This is a genomic window from Sphingomonas phyllosphaerae, from assembly GCA_036946405.1.
GTDB classification, from domain to species: domain Bacteria; phylum Pseudomonadota; class Alphaproteobacteria; order Sphingomonadales; family Sphingomonadaceae; genus Sphingomonas; species Sphingomonas phyllosphaerae_D.
Map to the genome: position 1 here is coordinate 657,634 of JAQIJC010000001.1, position 18,235 is coordinate 675,868.

An 18,235-nucleotide genomic window follows, 5' to 3' on the forward strand; every position below is an offset into this window, starting at 1 on the left:
CGTCTTGTTCATGTTTGCGACATGATTGCTGATATCGCTATCAGCGTGCCGGGGGCTGTCAATCTGGGGATGGTCGTAACTGGCGGGACGAGCAGAATTTGGATCAATGTATCAGCCAAGTGTGATGAAATAGCAACATCCGCTTTCACGTGTACCGGTCCGTTTCATACGCGCTGCATCGCCTTGTGAAATACCGTTTATCATCATATTATTTGGAAGGACGACGAATGCCGGTGATGTCATCGCTGTTGCTGCAAGGCACCACATTCGCCGTCGCCGCTGCGCTGGCCGCCATGGCGCCTGATGCGACGGCGCAAATCTGGCGCAGCGATCGCGGCGACGGCACCTACGCCAACCCACCGCTCAACGCCGATTACCCCGACCCGGATATCATTCGCGTCGGTACGGACTTTTACTTCGCGAGCACCACCTTCGCCAATGCGCCGGGCCTTACCCTCCTCCACTCGCGCGACCTGGTGAATTGGGACATCGTCTCGCACCTGCTCCCGCGGCTTGACGGCTCGCCCAAATTCGATCTCGCAGAGGGCGGCTCGTACCGGCACGGCATCTACGCCCCCAGCCTGCGCTACCGCGACGGCATCTTCTATGTCGCGGTGACGCCCGTCGGCCAGAACACGCGCATTTACCGCGCCGCCGATCCCGCAGGCCAGTGGACGCATGTCACGCTCGACCGCGCCGCCTTCGATCCCGCGCTCTTCTTTGACGACGATGGCGCGGTCTATCTCGCGACGTCGATCGGCAGCGACGGCACGATCACGCTCCACACACTCGACCATGACGTGACACGCATCACCGCCTCGCGTGTCGTCCATTACAACAAGGGCGCCGAGGGTTCGAAACTCATCAAGCGCGCCGGCTATTATTACCTTTTCAACGCCATCCCGGGCAGACTCGCGCTCACCGTCTCCCGCGCACGTGCCCTCGACGGGCCGTGGGAGACCCGCGCGCAGATCGACGACACCACCGGCGGCCATCAGGGTGCGATCGTCGATCTTCCCGACGGCGGCTGGTACGGCTTCGTGATGCGCGATTCCGGCGCGATCGGGCGCGTCACCAACATCAGCCCGGTGTTCTGGCGCGACGATTGGCCGATCTGGGGCACGCCCGCCGCACCCGGCCGCGTCCCCGATGTCGCCCCCAAACCGATCGCGGGCCAACCCTTCGCCGAACCGCCGTCCAGTGACGACTTCGCGGCGCGCACGCTCGGCCGCCAATGGCAGTGGAACCACAACCCGCTCGACCATCTCTGGTCGCTTGGCGAGCGCCCCGGCTGGCTCCGCCTCCACGCCGCGCCGGGCAGCCAGCTCTGGTGGGCGCGCAACACTTTGGTGCAAAAGGGTCAGGCCCCGCGCGCGCGGGGTGAGGTGCTCGTCGACACAAGCTCGCTGCAGCCGGGCGACGTCTGCGGTTTCGGCACGCTCGGCAAGTTCAGCGCGCAACTGTCGGTGCTCGGCCGCACGAACACGCTGACGATGCGCGTCACCGAGGATCGCAAGGACGGCCCGCACATCGAAATCCGTGAGCCAGCGCGCCGTTTCCGGGGCACACGCCTCTGGCTGCGCACCGAGATGGGCTTCCCCGCGAAGGTCGCAACCCTATCCTACAGCGAGGACGGCCGCCGCTTCACCCCGGTCGGAGGGACGGTGCCGTTGGTGTTCGACTGGCAGACCGGCACCTTCCAGGGCGTCCAGTTCGCGCTGTCCTGCTACAATCCTGCCGGCAAAGGCGGCTGGCTGGACGTGGACCGGTTCACGTTGTCGAAGTGGTGAGTTCTATGGCTGACCTTGGTGGAGAGTGGACGAGCGGCTTTCAACGGCGAAGCGTTATAAGCGAACGCCGATGATCGGCGTTTAACCGCTTCGAACGATCTTGAACGCGAGATAGGCCGCCACAGCAATAATCGCAAAGATCAAGGTGGCAGTCCCGGAAGTCAGATACATATTCGACACCGTGGACCACACGCTCCACCTTGGCGCAGTTAGTGGATTAGCCGGATCGAACAGAGCTGCGTGCGTGCGGATTGGGATAATGCAAAATACCAGACCGACCGTGCCGATCAGCAGTAACGCAAGTTTCCACCACATAAGATCATCCCACCCGGTTCGCTTTTGCTAAGCTGCACGAAGCAAGGAGAGTCTGCAACCGGGCGGAACCGGCCACTTCGGCGTAAGCGAACACGCGCCAACTCAATGCTCGTGATGGTCATGCCCCGCGACGTTGCGCAGCGCCTCCAGCACCTCGTCGGTGCGCGCCGGATCGCCGATTGCCAGCACGTGCCCGGCGCTGTCGGCGGTCAGCGGGTCGCCGTTCCAGTCGCACATCCGCCCGCCCGCGCCCTCGACGATCGGGGCGAGCGCCGCGAAATCATACAGCTTGAGCCCGGATTCGCAGACGATGTCGAGGAACCCGCTCGCCAGCAGCCCGTAATTGTAACAATCGCCGCCATAGACCGGCCCCTGCCGCGGCGCGCCGCCGCTCGCCGCGGTCACCAGCGCCATGAAGTGCGGCACGTCGGCATCCTCGAACAAATGCGGGCTGGTCGTCGCGACGATCGCCCCCTCCAGCGCGGCGCAGGCGCGCGTCCGCACCGGCGCGTCGTTGAGCAACGTCGGTCGCCCGGTCACGCCCGTCCAGCGCTCGCGTTGCACCGGCTGGTCGATGATCCCCAGCACCGGCCAGCCATCCTCGACCAGCGCGATCAGCGTCCCGAAGATCGCGCGCCCGGCGGTGAAGCTGCGCGTGCCGTCGATCGGGTCCAGCACCCATTGCCGCCCGGTCACGCCGTCCTTGACGCCATGTTCCTCGCCCACCACGCCGTCGCCGGGGCATTCGGCGTCGAGCAGCCGGCGCATCGCTTCTTCCGCCTCGCGGTCGGCGCGCGTCACGGGTGAGCGATCCTCCTTCAGCTCCAGCCCGGCGGGCTGGCGGAAATAGGGGCGGATCACCGCGCCCGCGGCGTCGGCGAGGCGGTGGGCGAGCGCGATATCGGCGGGGCGTACAGGCATGGCCCTGCCTATCGCGCTCGCAGACGATACGCTAGAAGCCATGCCATGTCCGCCACGATCGCTATCCTGTTGTCGGCGCTGGCGATGAGCGTCATCGTCGGCGTACGCTATCTGGCCGCGAGCGCCGGTTTCGCCTTCGCCACGCGGCTGAAGCATCCGCGGCTCTACGCCGGGCTCGATCCGCAGATTCGCCGCGAGATCCTGTGGAGCCTCGCCTCGGCGGGCATCTATGGGGTGCCGGCCGGGATCATCGCCTGGGGCTGGCAGAACCGCGGCTGGACGCGGATCTACGCCGACGTCCACGCATTCCCCTTGTGGTATCTACCGGTATCGGTGCTGCTCTATCTGATCGCGCACGACACGTGGTTCTACTGGACGCACCGCTGGATGCATCGTCCGCGCGTCTTCAAGCTGGCGCATGCGGTACATCACGCCAGCCGCCCGCCGACCGCATGGGCGGCGATGGCCTTTCATCCGATCGAGGCGATCAGCGGCGCTGTTGCCATTCCGCTACTGGTCTTCGTGATTCCGATCCACGTCACCGCACTGGGGGTGGTGCTGACGATCATGACGATTATGGGTGTCACTAACCATATGGGCTGGGAGATTTTCCCGCGGTTCGTGTGGGGGGGACGGATGGGGCGCTGGCTTATTACCGCCAGCCACCACCAACGGCACCATGAACGGTACGGATGCAATTATGGCCTATATTTCCGCTTCTGGGACCGGCTCTGCGGCACCGACGACGGGCTCGGCGACTTTGCGCGGATCCATGCGCAAGCGGCTCGCCGCCACGGCGCTGGCGGTGCTGGCGGTGCCGCTGATCGGCGCGGCGCCGGTCGGATCGCTGCAGGTGGAGATAGATCACCTGCGCTCGGCCAAGGGGATGCTGCGGCTGTGCCTGACCGCCGATCCTGACAATTTCCCCAATTGCGTCGACGACCGCGACGCGGTGACGCGCTCGGTGCCCGCCGGGCAGACCAGCATCCGCTTTCCCGCGCTGCCGCGCGGCGACTATGCGGTGGCGGTGATCCACGACGAGAACGGCAACAAGAAGCTCGATACGTTCGCGGGCATCCCCAGGGAAGGCTTCGGCTTCTCGCGCAACCCCGCGATCCGCTTCGGCCCGCCACGCTTCTCGGCGGCACGCTTCTCGCTCACCACTGATGCCGAAGAGCAACAGATCAAGATGCGCTACATGCTCTGACCAGCAACATGGAGCAAAATTCCCCGCGAACGGTTGGGCGCGCAGATCAAAGGGGAATTTACGTGCACGTCAATCGTTTCGCCGCCCGTGCGTTGCTTGCCGCCGGGCTCGCCTGTCTCGCGATGCCGGCGCTCGCGCAAAGCGCCTCGATCCCGGCCGAGCCCAATCCGACGCCCGACCCTGCGCTGGTCGGCGATACGGTGACGGTCGCCGTCGCGGCGGCCTATCTGCCGGACTATGAAGGTTCGGACAATTACCGCGTCGTCCCCGGTCCGGCGGCGATCGGCTCGTTCCACAATTTCGCATTCCAGATGCTCGGCAACCGCGCCTCGATTGACCTTATTCCGAACCCGTCCGGGCCGAGCTGGGACGTGCAGGCCGGGCCGATCGGCGTCATCAACTTCAACCGCACCAACAACAAGGCGATCGACGACCGCCGCATCCGTGCGCTGGGCGAGCGCGACACCGCGTTCGAACTGGGCGGCTATGTCGGGCTCGGGAAGACCGGGGTCATCACCAGCCCCTATGACAAGCTGTCCGCCTCACTCAGCTACCGTCACGACGTCAGCGGCGTGCACGACAGCGGCATCTGGTCGCCGTCGGTTAATTACTTCACGCCGCTCAGCCTGAAGGCGGGCGTCGGGCTGTTCGCCTCGGCCGAGCGCGTCGGGCGCGGCTTCGCGCGCACCTATTTCGACGTCGACGCGGCACAGTCGCTGGCGAGCGGACTGCCGCAGTATCGCACGCGCGGCGGGTGGAAGCATTGGACCATCGGCATGGCCGGCACCTATGCGCTGACCGGCAACCTGCTGAAGGGCTGGAAGGCGATCGGCGGGGTGACCTACAAGAAGATGCTCAACGACTTCGGCGATACGCCGGTGGTGTCGGTCGCGGGATCGCGCAGCCAGTGGCTGGCGGCACTGGGTGTGGGGTATACGTTCTAAGTCGCAGCGCGAGCCGGCGCACGCTGCGCCGACCACGCGCCAGACCGGCCGGCGGGGCTTCGCCCCGACCGACGACGCGGCTTCGCCGCGGCGGGCCCGCGCCTCTAACCCCAGCCAAAAAAGAAGCGGGGCCCCGGATAAGTCCGCGACGACGGCAGGTGAACGCGAAGGCCAGGTCACCAAAAAACCTCATCCCGTCTTTGCCCCTTGCGCGATGCTGGCCTATCACGCGCATCAACGCCGCGTACCGGCGCGAGTAATAGAAGGGACGAGCCTGCCATGACCGATAGCGAGCAGCTGATCGAGACGCTCGACGCACGCGTGCGTCGCCGCGATTCGCGGCGTGCCTTCTTCACCGGCGCGCTGGGCGCCGCCGCCGCGGCCGCGACGCTGTCGGGCAATGCGCAGGCGCAGACCGCGACTCCCACCCCGTCGCCCTCGCCCACGCCGACATCTACCTTCACCGAGGTCGACGTGCTCAACTTCGCGCTGAACCTCGAATATCTCGAGGCGAATTACTACGCGTTCGCCGTTACCGGCAGCGGGCTGGCCGCCGCCGATATCAGCGGCGCGGTCGGCACCGCCGGGGCCGCCACCGGCGGGCGCGCAGTCGGGTTCAAGGACCCGATCGTCCAGCAATATGCGCAGGAAATCTATCAGGACGAGCTGGCGCACGTCCGCTTCCTGCGCGCGCAGTTCACCACATCCTCGCTCCTCGCGCAGCCCACGATCGATCTCGGCACCAGCGCGACCGGCGCGTTCAGCACGGCGGCGCGGGCGGCCGGGCTGGTCGGCAATGGCGTCGCCTTCGATCCGTATGCCTCGGATGAGAATTTCCTGCTCGGCGCCTATCTGTTCGAGGACGTCGGGGTCACCGCCTACAAGGGCGCGGCACCGGCACTCATCAACAGCAAGATCTATCTGGAGGCGGCAGCCGGCATCCTTGCGGTCGAGGCGTATCACGCCGCGATCATCCGCTCGGTGCTCTATCGCAAGGGGCTGGAGACGCCCTCGCTTCAGCTGATCGAGGCGACCACCGGCATCTCAAAGGCACGCGACACGCTGGACGGCAATCCGACCGAGGATCTCGTCCGCGGCATCGGCCCGGTCGACGATAGCGGGCTGGCGACCGGCACGGTCGTCGACAATGGCGTCACGCTCGACGTGTCGAACATCGCACCGCTCAACACTAACGGCATCGCCTTCAGCCGCACGCCGTTGCAGGTGCTCAACATCGTCTATCTCAACCAGGCGGCGGTGGCGAGCGGCGGCTTCTTCCCGGCCGGGGTGAACGGCAACATCAAGACGAGCGCGGCATCGGCCTGACGCGAGACGGTGCCCACCGCCTCCCCCGCCTTTGCCCCCTACGCCCCGAACCAGGGAATGACGCCATGATCAAGGATTCCGTTTTCGCCGCGCTCGAACTCGCCGAGGCCCGCCGGGCCGAGCGCCGTCGCTTCCTCAAGCTGGCCGGTGCCGGCACCGCCGCGGCCGGCGGTCTCGCGCTGCTGTCGGCGTGCGGCAGCGACAACAACAACAGCACCAGCCCCAGCCCGACTCCCACGCCGACGCCGACCCCCACCGGCGGCGTCACCAGTGACGTCGCCATCCTGCAACTGGCGCTCAACCTCGAATATCTCGAGGCGCAATTCTATTCCTTCGCCGCCTTCGGCCGGTCGCTCCCCGAAGCGAGCCTGACCGGCACCGTCGGCCAGCGCGGCGGCGTGACCGGCGGGCGCAAGGTGACCTTCTCCGACCCGATCATCGCCAGCTATGCGCGCGAGATCGCCGCCGACGAGCTGGCGCACGTCAATGCGCTGCGTGCGGTGATCACCTCGGTCAACGCCGCGCAGGTGATCCATCAACCCGCGATCAACATCGACGGCGGAACCACCGGCGCCTTCACGCTCGCGGCGCGCAACGCCGGGATCATCGGTGCCAGCGACACCTTCGATCCCTATGCCGACGACAAGAGCTTCCTGCTTGCCGCCTATCTGTTCGAGGATGTCGGCGTCACCGCCTACAAGGGTGCATCGCCGCTCATCAGCAGCGCGATCTATCTGGAAGCGGCGGCCGGCATCCTTGCCGCCGAAGCCTATCACGCCGGGCTGATCCGCGCCGAACTCTACCGGATGGGGACGTTGGTGGCGGGCGCGTCGGACGCGATCACCAAGGCGAATGCGATCTCTGATTATCGCGACAGTTTGGACGGGGTCGGCACCACCCTGCTCCCCAACCTCAACGAGCTGGACGAGGGTATCACCAAGACGGTCAACGGCGCGCAGGTCGCCAACATCGTCCCCGCCGACAGCAATGCGATCGCCTACAGCCGCACCACCTTCCAGGTCCACAACATCGCCTATCTGACCAAGGCGGCCGCGACCTCGGGCGGCTTCTTCCCGGCGGGCACGAACAACTCGATCGACACCCTGCGCAGCAGCGGCAATTTCGCCTGACGCCAACGCTGATGTTGAACCGGGCCGCGCTCCGCATCGGTCGGAGCGTGGCCCTTTTTCGTTGGTATCGCGGCGCACGGGCGCGTATACCAGCCGCTCCCCGGGGGACCGCCGATGCTGCGGTTGAGAGGAGGACCGCAGTCCTCGACCCGCTGAACCTGATCCGGCTGACACCGGCGTAGGGAGTGGATACGGCGACCTCCGGCCACCGTCTTCCTCCCCTCGAGTTGGAGAGAAGACTGATGGCCGACGTTCCCGCCCGTACCGAAATCCCCCTCGCGGGAAGCGCTATCGGAGTCACCACCGGCCCGATCCGCGGCAGCCGCAAGATCCATGTCGGCCCGCTGAAGGTCGCGATGCGCGCGATCGACCTCGATCCCTCCTCCGGCGAGCCGCCGCTCAACGTCTACGACACCTCCGGCCCCTATACCGACCCGACCGCGCGGATCGACATCGGTGCCGGTCTGCCAGCGCTGCGCCGCGACTGGATCATGGCGCGTGGCGATGTCGAGGCCTATGACGCGCGCGAGATCCGCCCCGAGGACAATGGCCAGCTCGGCCCCGACCGCTCGGGCGGCGTCCAGCCGTTCCCGAACGTCAACCGCCGCCCGCTGCGCGCCCGAGGAGGTATTGGGGGGCCCGGCGCGAACGTCAGCCAGATGCACTACGCCCGCCGCGGCATCATCACGCCCGAGATGGAATATGTCGCGACCCGCGAGAACCTCGGCCGCGAGATGCTGCGCGAATACGTCCGCGATGGCGAGAGCTTCGGTGCGGCGATCCCCGACTACGTGACTGCCGAGTTCGTCCGCGACGAGGTCGCGCGCGGCCGCGCGATCATCCCCAGCAACATCAACCACCCCGAATCCGAGCCGATGGCGATCGGCCGCAACTTCCTGGTCAAGATCAACGCCAACATCGGCAACAGCGCGGTCGCCTCGAATGTCGCGGCGGAAGTCGACAAGCTGGTCTGGTCGATCCGCTGGGGCGCGGACACGGTCATGGACCTGTCGACCGGGCGCAACATCCACGACACGCGCGAATGGATCATCCGCAATTCGCCGGTGCCGATCGGCACCGTGCCGATCTATCAGGCGCTGGAGAAGGTCGGCGGCATCGCCGAGGAACTGACGTGGGAGATCTTCCGCGACACGCTGATCGAACAGGCCGAGCAGGGCGTCGATTACTTCACGATCCACGCCGGCGTCCGCCTGCCGTACGTCCCGCTCACCGCCAAGCGCGTGACCGGGATCGTCTCGCGCGGCGGCTCGATCATGGCGAAATGGTGCCTCGCGCATCACAAGGAATCGTTCCTCTACGAACGCTTCGACGAGATCACCGAGATCATGAAGGCGTATGACATCGCCTATTCGCTCGGCGACGGCCTGCGCCCCGGCGCGATCGCCGACGCCAATGACGAAGCGCAATTCGCCGAGCTGTACACGCTCGGCGAGCTGACCAAGCGCGCCTGGCAGCAGGACGTGCAGGTGATGATTGAGGGCCCCGGCCATGTGCCGATGCACAAGATCAAGCAGAACATGGAAAAGCAACTCGAGGCGTGCGGCGAGGCGCCCTTCTACACGCTCGGGCCGCTCACCACCGACATCGCGCCGGGCTACGACCATATCACCTCGGGCATCGGTGCGGCGATGATCGGCTGGTACGGCACCGCGATGCTCTGCTACGTCACGCCCAAGGAGCACCTCGGGCTGCCCGACCGCGACGACGTGAAGGTCGGCGTGGTCACCTACAAGCTCGCCGCCCACGCCGCCGATCTGGCGAAGGGCCATCCCGCCGCCAAGCTGCGCGACGACGCACTGAGCCGCGCCCGCTTCGAGTTCCGTTGGCGCGACCAGTTCAACCTGTCGCTCGATCCCGACACCGCGGAATCATACCACGACCAGACCCTGCCCGCGGAAGGCGCAAAGACCGCGCATTTCTGCTCTATGTGCGGGCCGAAATTCTGCTCGATGAAGATCACGCAGGAGGTTCGTGAATTTGCTGCGAAGCAGAACGCGCCGGTCGAGACGTTCGTCGCCGCGGCGGACGCCGAGGCGGGCATGGCGGAGATGAGCGAGCGGTTCCGGGAGAAGGGTGGCGAGGTTTATCTGCCGGCGGGGTGACCATCGAGTCGCCGAATCGCTGATAGCGCTCCCCCCTAAAGGCTTGACAAAGTCAAGCCGATTCTCATAATCAGGGTACTCCCCCGAGGCTAAGCCTTCCACCCATGGTGAAAGGAGCCGCGTCCTAGCGGTGATCTCAATGATCTAACCTCGGGGGATGTCATTAGCGCAGCTGCCTGTGCCACACGGTATATTTACCGTTCATAGCGGTATCTCGCGTCACGTCTCTCACCCCGGCGCGGCGCATGATATGCCTTGCCAAATCTAGCTTGGCAGGCGAGGCATCACTTTTTTCATAGTGCTTGTTTACACCATAGGCGAGCGATCCCAGTAGAAGATCTACAAGCTGAAGCAACGGAGTCTTCGCGGAATCTCGAAACTGACATCTTCTAAATGGCCAAGGCCGGCCATCGTTATGTTTATGCCGGCCGTAATTTAAGATGCTCCTTAAATCATCGGGCTTTTGCTTGGTATCGCGAAGGTCGGGATAAAGGTAAAAAAATCCCGTCTTCTGTAGCCGGGCGCACTTGGTCGCTAAGTTATAGAGTTCTTTGTTGAACCCGATCTCGCGAGATCCGTCATTGAATTTAAGGTGGTTTAGCTGGGTGGTGTCGACCACAAGGCCGTGAAATTTTGCTTCTCGAAGGCACGCGTGATCAAAAAATTGATCTGCGTACCTTTTGTATGCCGCCAGCTTGGCATTTGAAACCTTCCCCCACTTCATCTCGCCGTGCGGCAACTCCGGAAGGCGGGCAGCCTGAAGGCAATCGTTAGCTACAATTACTTTCGAGGTCGGAACGACTATAGCTCCAAGAACCAAGTATCGATTCTTCGTTTGGCTACTTTCGTCGACGTAGATGTCCCAGTATTCTTCTGCCACCAACACCTCGACAGGCTGAGCAACCGATTACGCGTCTAGCCTAGGTTTTCTGAAGCGCCGATCTAAGGCAAGTCTTTTCAGTGACAGTGCGGCATCATCGCTCTGTCTGATCGGTCTCTGTAAACAGCCTATACCCTCCTCTACGCTCACTCATTGCAGATCGCGTCAGACGCCTGATCACGGACATCGGAGAAGTGCCAGGCACCCAAACGTTCTTCGATCGCGGCCCACTCGCTTTCCGAAATCAACACCGCGCCCTCCCGACGGAAACGCGTGATCGCCAACGGCGCGCGATCGGCTACGACCTTATCGATCATCGCGTTCAAATTCGCGCGGGCTTCGGAATAGCTGACGGCGTTCATGTCCACGAAACTGGACAGCGGTCCGCCGAGAGTCAACGCACCCCGAGTTACGACCCCAGCATCAACGCCGCCGTCGCCTTGGCACTCCCGACCACGCCCGGAATTCCCGCCCCCGGATGCGTCCCGGCCCCCACGAAGAACAAATTCGGAATCGCATCATCCCGGTTATGCACCCGGAAATACGCACTCTGCGTCAGGATCGGCTCCAGCGAGAACGCGCTGCCCATGTGCGCGTTCAAATCATGCGCGAAGTCGGTCGGCGCATAGCTGAACTTGGTCACGATCCGGTCGTGAATGTCGGGGATCAGCCGCCGCCCGATCTCGTCGAGGATGCGCTTCTCGAGGATCGGCCGCACCGTCTCCCAGTCGCCGGTGAACTTGCCGAGGTGCGGCACCGGCGCCAGCGCGTAGAAGGTCGAATCGCCCTCGGGCGCCAACGACGGATCGGTGACCGTCGGATGGTGCAGGTACAGCGAGAAATCCTCGCTCAACATCCCGTGCTCGTAGATGTCGTCGAGCAACCCCTTATAGCGCGGCCCGAACAGGATCATGTGGTGCGGGATGCCCGGCCACGTGCCCTTCACCCCGAAATGCACCACGAACAACGACGGCGAGTAGCGCTTGCGCTCCAGCCGCGCCGCGGTGCGCCGCGCCGCGCCCGATTCGGGCAGCAGGTCGCGATAGACGTGCATGATGTCGGCGTTGGCGGCGACCATATCGACCGGCTCGCGCCAGCCGCTCGCGGTCTCCACCGCGGTCACGCGGTCGCCGAGCGTCTCGATCTTGGTCACCGCGTCGCCGAGCCGCAGCGTGCCGCCCAGCCGTTCGAACAACGCGACCATCCCCGCGACCAGCCGGTTGGTCCCGCCACGCGCGAACCACACCCCGCCGTCGCGCTCCAGCTTGTGGATCAGCGCATAGATCGCGCTGGTGGTCATCGGATTGCCGCCGACCAGCAAGGTATGGAACGACAGCGCCTGCCGCAGCCGCTCGTCGGCCACGAACTTCGACACGATCGAATAGACCGAACGCCACGCCTGATATCTGGCCAGCGCCGGCGCCGCCTTCACCATCGACGCAAAGTCGAGGAAGGCGACGGTACCCAGCTTCTCATACCCCTCGTGGTAAACGCCTGCGGCATAATCGAGGAACTGGCCGTAACCCGCGACATCGGCCGGGTTCAGCTTCGCGATCTCGGCGCGCAGCACGACATCGTCGTTGGTGTAATCGAAATTGGTCCCGTCGGGCCAGTTGAGCCGGTAGAAGGGCTGCACCGGGTCGAGCGTGACGTCGTCGGCCAGCTTCTGCCCCGACAGCGCCCACAATTCCTCCAGACACGCCGGATCGGTGATGACGGTCGGTCCGGCGTCGAAGGTGAAGCCGTCCTGCTGCCAATAATAGGCACGGCCACCAGGCTTGTCGCGCGACTCGACGATCGTCGTCGCCACCCCCGCCGATTGCAGCCGGATCGCGAGCGCCAGCCCGCCAAAGCCCGCGCCGACCACCACCGCGCGCCGGGTCTGCGGGGGCGTCATGCGCGGCCTCCCAGCGCCGCGATCGCGCGGCCGACCGGCACCGGTGGCTTCCCCGATAGCACGCGCATCTTGTCGAGCCCGGTCGAGCGCGCGGCATAGAAACGCGCCACCAGCCCGGGCGACAGGCGATAGAAACGCTCCAGCACGCGATAGCGCTGGTCGGGATCGGCGGCCTTGAACAGCATCAGGTCGAGCATCCGGTAGAAACCTCGTTGCCGCCACGAACGCGCGGCATGGCGAAAAGTCAGGTCGTGCAGCGCATTCCCCGAAAGATCACGCTGATGGGCGATCAGCACCGCGATCCGGGCGGCATCGGGCAGCGAATAGCCGGTCGTCGGATGGAACAATCCGGCGCGCACCCCGGCCTTGGCGACCTTCGGGCCGGTGGACTGCCAATAGGCGTCGAAGTCGCCCCCGCTCACCACCGGCAACACGCCGCGCTCGCGGTGGATCACCTCCGCCTGCCAGCCCCGCTCGCGCACATAATCGCCAATCCGCGCCGCGATCGTCGCGTCGTCCAGCACCGGCGTATCGCTGTAATAAGTGTCCTCGACCAGCAAGGTGTCCGGGGTGAACGGCAGCAGATAGACGAAGCGATAGCCGTCGAGTTGCGGCACCGTCGCGTCCATCACCACCGGGCGCGTCACGCCGTGCCCGCCCGCCACGCGCAATTCGTGCCCGACGAACTTCTGCCACCCGCCGGTCAGCAGCGACAGGTCGCCGACGCCGCGTGCGTCGATCACGCCGGTGGCGCTCAGCCGGTCGCCATCCGCCAGCACCACCGCGGTCGGGCTGCACGCCAGCACCGAGCGGCCCGTCATCACCGCGCGTTTCGGCAGGATCCTGCGCACCTGCGCATCGAGCGCGGCGGAGCGGAGCGTATAATAAGGCTGCGCCAGCGTCCGCGCATGGCCGGGAAATCGCACGTCATAGTCGGGCCAGCCGTGCGCGATCAGCGGCGCGACCAGCGCCTGCTCGGCCCCGTGCAGGTCCGCGCCGAAGAACGACCAGAAATGATTGCCGCCAATCGCGTCGCCGGCCTCGACCAGCCGCACGTCCATGCCCGGATGTCGCGCCTGTACCGCCAGCGCGATCAGCGCACCGGACAGGCCGCCGCCGACGATCGCAAGGTCGCATTTGTGGGTGGCGGGCATGACGCTTGCGCTATCCTATTGCCGGGCGTTGCGGAAGCCCGGCGCAGGGTGGCGGAACCCGCGGGCGATGATATGGCTTGTCGATCACCTTCCTCCTTTCGGAGTCGTCCCGATGCGTCGTCTGCTCGCTGCCGTCACTGCCCTGACCCTCGCCGCTCCCGCTGCCGCGACGCTCGCGCCCGGTGCGAAGGCGCCCGACTTCTCCACCCGCGGCGCGATCGCGGGCAAGGTGGTGCCGGTGCGGCTGTCCGAACAGCTCAAGCGCGGCCCGGTCGTGCTATACTTCTTCCCCGCCGCCTTCACCGGCGGCTGTAATGCCGAGGCGCGCGCCTTTGCCGAGAAGGTCGACGCGTTCCGCGCTGCGGGTGCGACGGTGATCGGCATGTCGGCGGACAACGTCCCCGACCTGCAACGCTTCTCGTCGAGCGAGTGCGCGGGCAAGTTCGCGGTCGCCAGCGCCGGGCCGAAGGTCGTCGCCGGCTATGACGTCGCGCTCGGCCGCGAGATCAAGGGGCGGCAGGTCACCAGCCGCACCAGCTATGTCATCGGTCGTGACGGGCGAATCGCCTCGGTCTGGTCGGACATGAATCCCGCCGAGCACGTCACGCGCTCGCTGGAGGCGGTGCACAAGCTCACGGGTCGCTAGGGCGGATCGATACTGATGGTTGCCTTCCCTGCCCTCGCCCCTCGCAGGGGGGAGAGGGTTGCGCAGACTTGGGCTTTGCGTAGCAAAGTCTTGGTCGGAGCTGGGTGAGGGGTGGCGCTCGCGCAAGCGGGCGCGCGAGCCTTCGGCTCGCTCGCCCCCTCACCCAAGCAGGACACCACCATGACGGTCGATCGTCCCTAAAAGCCTTCGGTTATCATATCTTAGTAGTTGCCGCCTACATCTTCGATCCCAGGATTGGGGCGAGATGGGGCGGGTGATGGCGAGCAGGGCGGTCGATATCGGGCAAGCGAACGGGGGGGATCGCCTGTTCGCCCGGATCGGCGCCTTCCTCGCGGCGCACCGGCTCAGCCCGGATCCGGCGCATTACGCCTTTGCCTATGAGGTCGTCGCCAATGCGAGCGGCCTGATCGCGCAGCGTGTCGCCGCCCTCACAGACGGCGGGGTGCGCCTGACCAGCCAGGATATCGAAAGCCTGGGAGGCGCGACCAGCGCCGGCGCACCGATCGGCGATGTCGCAGCGGACGATTCGGCGATGAGCGGCGATGTCGACGCACAACAGGCGTTGCTGGAACGGATGATGTTCCAGCTCGATGGCTTCGGCGATGCGATGCGGATCGTCCATGCCGAAGCGAACGACTTCGGCCGCGACCTGCAACGCTCGGCCGATACGATGCGCGACATGGGGGCGGAGGCGGGGATCGAGGCGATCACCCAGCTGACCGCCGACATGATCGGCCGCGTGCAGCGCGCCGAATCGAAGCTCGACTCGGCGCTGCGCGAAACCGAGGAGTTGCGCACTGCGCTCGACGAGGCGCGCGGCTCTGCACGGACCGATCCGCTCACCGACCTGCCGAATCGTCGCGCGTTCGACGAGGCGTTCGCCGCGCTGCATCGCGACACGCCGGTGACGGTGGCGATCTGCGACATCGATCACTTCAAGCGCGTCAACGACAATTTCGGCCATGCGGTCGGCGACCGGGTGATCCGCATGGTCGCGCAGACGCTGGCGACCGAAAAGGGCGCGATGGTCGCGCGCTACGGCGGCGAGGAATTCGCCATGCTGTTCGAGAACGTCGCGATCGACGACGCCGCGCGCGCGATCGAGCGTGTCCGCCACACGATCTCGGAACGTCGCCCGCGGGTTCGCGAAACCGGCGAGTCGATCGGCACCATCTCCTTCTCGGCCGGGGTGGCCGAGGGGCGCGTCGGCGAAGGGCGCGCGGCGTTGATGGCGCGCGCCGACGCCGCGCTGTACCGCGCCAAGGATCAGGGGCGCGCGCGGACGATCACATCGGACACCACGCCGTAATCTGGCGCATCCCGCCGGCCGGGACTGGCGTATCGCGCCAACTGCGCCGGCGAACCGCGCCGCTCCCCTCTGTGGACGCATTTTGGCACGGGTCCTGCAATGACCTTGGCATGGGCCGGATCGACCGGCCACTGACCAGGGAGTACCTACCATGACCATCCGTTTCACCGCCCTTCGCCAGTCGCTGCTGTCGGTCGCCGCTGCCTTCGCCGTCGCCGCCATGATGGTCAGCGCCGCCGTTCCCGTCACCCCGATCGCCTGAGCGGAGCGCACTTCGATGACCGTCAACCCCACGCTCGCCCGCTCGCTGCTGCTCAGCGCCGCCAGCTTCGCGACCACCGCCCTCCTGCTCTACGTCGACGCCGTCACCGCCGTGGTCGCCTGATCGCGGCGGGGGACCGCCCGGCCCGACCGGCGTTGCAGCGGCATGGATCTCGACCGCTTCGTCGCCGCGCAGGCGACCCATTACGATACCGCGCTCGCCGAACTGACGCGCGGCGCGAAACGGAGCCACTGGATGTGGTTCGTCTTTCCGCAGCTCGCCGGCCTCGGCCACAGCGCCACCGCGCGTTATTATGCGATCCGCGACCTCGCCGAAGCCCGCGCCTATCTGGCGCATCCCGTGCTCGGGCCGCGTTACCTGGCCTGCGTCGACGCGCTCGCGGCGCATCGCGGGCGATCGGCGGATGCGATCATGGGCGGGGTCGACGCGATCAAGCTACGCTCGTCGCTGACCTTGTTCGATCGTGCCGGCGCGCCGCCCGCGGTCCGGGACACGCTGCACGCCTTTTTCGACGGCCCGGACGAGGCGACGCTGCGCCTGCTCGATGCCTAGCGGCCCTGCGCGCGCCAGCGCTGGACGGTCCGCGCGATCATCCCCTCCTCGCCGCCGCTCTCGCGCCACAGCGCGGAGAAGACCGGATCGTCCGACGCCGGGCGCCGCCCCTCTTCCAGCGTGTCGAACGCGACCCGGATCGGGATCGACACGCCCTCCCCGCAGACGATCGCCTCGCGGTTGCGGAGCGCCGGCAGTGCGTCGAGGAAGCCGCGCGCCCCTTCGGGCATCGCGGCGCGGACGAACGCCTGATCGCGATCGTTGTTGAGTCGCATCGCGATGATCGTGCCGCACTGCGACAGCACCCCTTCCGACAAATCCGATGGCCGCTGCGTCACAAGGCCGAGCGCGACCCCGTATTTTCGCCCCTCCTTTGCCACCCGCCCGAGGATTCGTGCTACCGAGCCGCGCGCCGTCGGGTCGGCGGGGACGTAACGGTGCGCCTCCTCGCAGACGAGCAGGATCGGCCGCTGCGCGTCGCCGCGTGACCAGATCGCGAAGTCGAACACCATCCGCGCCAGCACCGCCACCACCACCGAGGTGATTTCGTTAGGCACGCCCGACACATCGATGATCGAGATCGGTCGGCCATCGCCCGGCAAACGGAAAATGCGCTGAACGAACGCCACCATCGTGTCGCCGACCAGCATCCCCGAGAACATGAAGCCATACCGCGGATCGGCGCGCACCTCGTCGATCTTGTTCTTAAGCCGCAGATAAGGTGACGTATCCCCGGCGCGGTCCATCTTGCCCATTTCCTGCTGCAGGATCTGGATCAGATCGCTCAGCAGATACGGGATCGGCGCATCGACGGTCAGCTTGGCAATCTCCTGCCCCGCCCGGCTCTTGGCCTTGGCGGCGAGCAGGCATTTGGCGAGAATGTCGGCATCCACCTGCCGCGCGGCACCGGTCGAGGTGACGAACACCTCGCAATGCTCCTCGAAGTTCATCAGCCAGTACGGCATCTGCAGGTTCGACACGTCGAACAGCGCGCCGGCCTCGCCGAACGCCGCGCCATATTCGCCGTGCGGGTCGATCATCACGATATGCCCCTGCGGCGCCAGCGTGCAGATACGGTGCAAGATCAGCGCGGTAGCCGTGGACTTGCCGGTGCCGGTCGAGCCGAGCAGCGCGAAATGCTTGCCCAGCATCGCGTCGACATACAGCGAGGCGCGCACGTCGCGGCTGGGATGCACCGTGCCGATCTCGATCGCCGCGCGCCCGCTCGCGGCATAGATCTCGCGCAATTCGTGCCCGTCGACCGCAAACACCCGCGCGCCGGGCACCGGATAGCTGGTCACGCCGCGGCGAAAACGCAGCATCCGTCCGGTCAGCCGCTCCTCGTCGCCCTCGCCGAGGAAATCGACCTCGGCCATCACCGCTTCGCCACGCTCGTCGGCCAGCCGCAACGCGCGCGTCGTCGCGATCAGCCATGTCGTGCCGACGCGCACCTTCACCTGTCCGCCGACCTGCCCCGCCATTGCCAGCACCGGGTCGCGATGCACGCGCAACGCGTCGAGCGCGGCGCGATCGAGCAGCAGTTCGCCCCGTCCGCCCGCGATCTGGCACACATGGCCGATCGCCGTGACGGGATCAGTTGCCGGTTTCGCGCCCGAAAAGGCTGCGGCGATCGCGGTATCGAAGGCGTGCGAGCCGGGGATGTCATTCATAAGCAAGCGCGCTTCCAGGACTGCGGAAGCATTGGGCTTAGGCTGTCGATCGTAAAGATCGGATGGA

Annotated in this window: 16 protein-coding genes and 1 riboswitch; of the genes, 10 read left to right on the top strand and 6 right to left on the bottom strand. The window is 66.1% G+C overall.

Going from position 1 to position 18,235, the window contains the following annotated elements; all coding sequences use genetic code 11:
- Window positions 1-227: 227 nt before the first annotated feature.
- A complete protein-coding gene (locus tag PGN12_02995; protein ID MEH3102850.1) occupies window positions 228-1,790 on the top strand; it encodes a glycoside hydrolase 43 family protein in 1,563 nt (520 codons plus the stop codon).
- Window positions 1,791-2,207: 417 nt separating this feature from the next.
- On the opposite strand, the gene PGN12_03000 is transcribed toward PGN12_02995, so the two are convergent.
- The gene (locus PGN12_03000; protein MEH3102851.1) at window positions 2,208-3,026 is read right to left on the bottom strand and encodes a histidinol phosphate phosphatase; all 819 of its coding nucleotides are present in this window, start codon (window positions 3,024-3,026) and stop codon (window positions 2,208-2,210) included.
- A gap of 45 nt (window positions 3,027-3,071) precedes the next feature.
- Between PGN12_03000 and PGN12_03005 the strand changes: the two genes are divergently transcribed.
- The 6 genes from PGN12_03005 to thiC all read left to right on the top strand — a co-directional run bounded on the left by PGN12_03005 (window position 3,072) and on the right by thiC (window position 9,756).
- Window positions 3,072-3,944: a sterol desaturase family protein gene (locus PGN12_03005; protein ID MEH3102852.1), complete on the top strand. Its 873-nt coding sequence runs from the start codon at window positions 3,072-3,074 to the stop codon at window positions 3,942-3,944.
- Entirely contained in the window at window positions 3,880-4,233 is a 354-nt protein-coding gene (locus PGN12_03010; GenBank protein MEH3102853.1) for a DUF2141 domain-containing protein, read from the top strand. The genes PGN12_03005 and PGN12_03010 overlap by 65 nt, the downstream gene beginning before the upstream one ends.
- Before the next feature lie 62 nt (window positions 4,234-4,295).
- Window positions 4,296-5,177: a MipA/OmpV family protein gene (locus PGN12_03015; protein ID MEH3102854.1), complete on the top strand. Its 882-nt coding sequence runs from the start codon at window positions 4,296-4,298 to the stop codon at window positions 5,175-5,177.
- A gap of 279 nt (window positions 5,178-5,456) precedes the next feature.
- On the top strand, window positions 5,457-6,503 hold the full coding sequence (locus tag PGN12_03020; GenBank protein ID MEH3102855.1) for a ferritin-like domain-containing protein: 1,047 nt from the start codon (window positions 5,457-5,459) through the stop codon (window positions 6,501-6,503).
- 65 nt (window positions 6,504-6,568) lie between these two features.
- Window positions 6,569-7,633 (top strand): ferritin-like domain-containing protein, encoded by a 1,065-nt coding sequence (locus PGN12_03025; GenBank protein MEH3102856.1) that lies wholly within the window; start codon window positions 6,569-6,571, stop codon window positions 7,631-7,633.
- Between the two features lie 91 nt (window positions 7,634-7,724).
- Window positions 7,725-7,836, top strand: a riboswitch (TPP riboswitch).
- Window positions 7,837-7,875: 39 nt separating this feature from the next.
- Window positions 7,876-9,756: a phosphomethylpyrimidine synthase ThiC gene (gene thiC, locus PGN12_03030; protein ID MEH3102857.1), complete on the top strand. Its 1,881-nt coding sequence runs from the start codon at window positions 7,876-7,878 to the stop codon at window positions 9,754-9,756.
- A gap of 163 nt (window positions 9,757-9,919) precedes the next feature.
- On the opposite strand, the gene PGN12_03035 is transcribed toward thiC, so the two are convergent.
- The 4 genes from PGN12_03035 to crtY all read right to left on the bottom strand — a co-directional run bounded on the left by PGN12_03035 (window position 9,920) and on the right by crtY (window position 13,687).
- On the bottom strand, window positions 9,920-10,636 hold the full coding sequence (locus PGN12_03035; protein MEH3102858.1) for a DUF3800 domain-containing protein: 717 nt from the start codon (window positions 10,634-10,636) through the stop codon (window positions 9,920-9,922).
- Between the two features lie 146 nt (window positions 10,637-10,782).
- Window positions 10,783-10,998, bottom strand: coding sequence for a type II toxin-antitoxin system Phd/YefM family antitoxin (locus PGN12_03040; GenBank protein MEH3102859.1), 216 nt, complete (start codon window positions 10,996-10,998; stop codon window positions 10,783-10,785).
- 47 nt (window positions 10,999-11,045) lie between these two features.
- Window positions 11,046-12,533: a phytoene desaturase gene (locus PGN12_03045; GenBank protein ID MEH3102860.1), complete on the bottom strand. Its 1,488-nt coding sequence runs from the start codon at window positions 12,531-12,533 to the stop codon at window positions 11,046-11,048.
- Complete coding sequence (crtY, locus tag PGN12_03050; GenBank protein MEH3102861.1) at window positions 12,530-13,687, bottom strand: lycopene beta-cyclase CrtY; 1,158 nt, start codon at window positions 13,685-13,687, stop codon at window positions 12,530-12,532. Before crtY ends, PGN12_03045 begins: the two co-directional genes overlap by 4 nt.
- A 112-nt stretch (window positions 13,688-13,799) precedes the next feature.
- On the opposite strand from crtY, the gene PGN12_03055 reads away from it, so the two are divergent.
- The 3 genes from PGN12_03055 (at window position 13,800) to PGN12_03065 (ending at window position 16,498) form a co-directional block, all read left to right on the top strand.
- Complete coding sequence (locus PGN12_03055) at window positions 13,800-14,333, top strand: redoxin domain-containing protein (GenBank protein MEH3102862.1); 534 nt, start codon at window positions 13,800-13,802, stop codon at window positions 14,331-14,333.
- 277 nt (window positions 14,334-14,610) lie between these two features.
- Window positions 14,611-15,663, top strand: coding sequence for a GGDEF domain-containing protein (locus PGN12_03060; protein MEH3102863.1), 1,053 nt, complete (start codon window positions 14,611-14,613; stop codon window positions 15,661-15,663).
- A gap of 427 nt (window positions 15,664-16,090) precedes the next feature.
- Window positions 16,091-16,498 (top strand): DUF1810 domain-containing protein, encoded by a 408-nt coding sequence (locus tag PGN12_03065; GenBank protein MEH3102864.1) that lies wholly within the window; start codon window positions 16,091-16,093, stop codon window positions 16,496-16,498.
- On the opposite strand, the gene PGN12_03070 is transcribed toward PGN12_03065, so the two are convergent.
- The gene (locus PGN12_03070; protein ID MEH3102865.1) at window positions 16,495-18,168 is read right to left on the bottom strand and encodes a DUF87 domain-containing protein; all 1,674 of its coding nucleotides are present in this window, start codon (window positions 18,166-18,168) and stop codon (window positions 16,495-16,497) included. The genes PGN12_03065 and PGN12_03070 overlap by 4 nt on opposite strands.
- Window positions 18,169-18,235: the final 67 nt, after the last annotated feature.

What these genes read in the sequence shown, in the direction of transcription:
- PGN12_03065 (MEH3102864.1), top strand. Translation starts at nt 16,091, where the DNA reads ATGGATCTCGACCGCTTCGTCGCCGCGCAGGCGACCCATTACGATACC.
- PGN12_02995 (MEH3102850.1), top strand. Translation starts at nt 228, where the DNA reads ATGCCGGTGATGTCATCGCTGTTGCTGCAAGGCACCACATTCGCCGTC.
- PGN12_03060 (MEH3102863.1), top strand. Translation starts at nt 14,611, where the DNA reads ATGGCGAGCAGGGCGGTCGATATCGGGCAAGCGAACGGGGGGGATCGC.
- crtY (MEH3102861.1), bottom strand. Translation starts at nt 13,687, where the DNA reads ATGCCCGCCACCCACAAATGCGACCTTGCGATCGTCGGCGGCGGCCTG.
- thiC (MEH3102857.1), top strand. Translation starts at nt 7,876, where the DNA reads ATGGCCGACGTTCCCGCCCGTACCGAAATCCCCCTCGCGGGAAGCGCT.
- PGN12_03070 (MEH3102865.1), bottom strand. Translation starts at nt 18,168, where the DNA reads ATGAATGACATCCCCGGCTCGCACGCCTTCGATACCGCGATCGCCGCA.
- PGN12_03005 (MEH3102852.1), top strand. Translation starts at nt 3,072, where the DNA reads ATGTCCGCCACGATCGCTATCCTGTTGTCGGCGCTGGCGATGAGCGTC.
- PGN12_03000 (MEH3102851.1), bottom strand. Translation starts at nt 3,026, where the DNA reads ATGCCTGTACGCCCCGCCGATATCGCGCTCGCCCACCGCCTCGCCGAC.
- PGN12_03025 (MEH3102856.1), top strand. Translation starts at nt 6,569, where the DNA reads ATGATCAAGGATTCCGTTTTCGCCGCGCTCGAACTCGCCGAGGCCCGC.
- PGN12_03045 (MEH3102860.1), bottom strand. Translation starts at nt 12,533, where the DNA reads ATGACGCCCCCGCAGACCCGGCGCGCGGTGGTGGTCGGCGCGGGCTTT.
- PGN12_03055 (MEH3102862.1), top strand. Translation starts at nt 13,800, where the DNA reads ATGCGTCGTCTGCTCGCTGCCGTCACTGCCCTGACCCTCGCCGCTCCC.
- PGN12_03040 (MEH3102859.1), bottom strand. Translation starts at nt 10,998, where the DNA reads ATGAACGCCGTCAGCTATTCCGAAGCCCGCGCGAATTTGAACGCGATG.
- PGN12_03020 (MEH3102855.1), top strand. Translation starts at nt 5,457, where the DNA reads ATGACCGATAGCGAGCAGCTGATCGAGACGCTCGACGCACGCGTGCGT.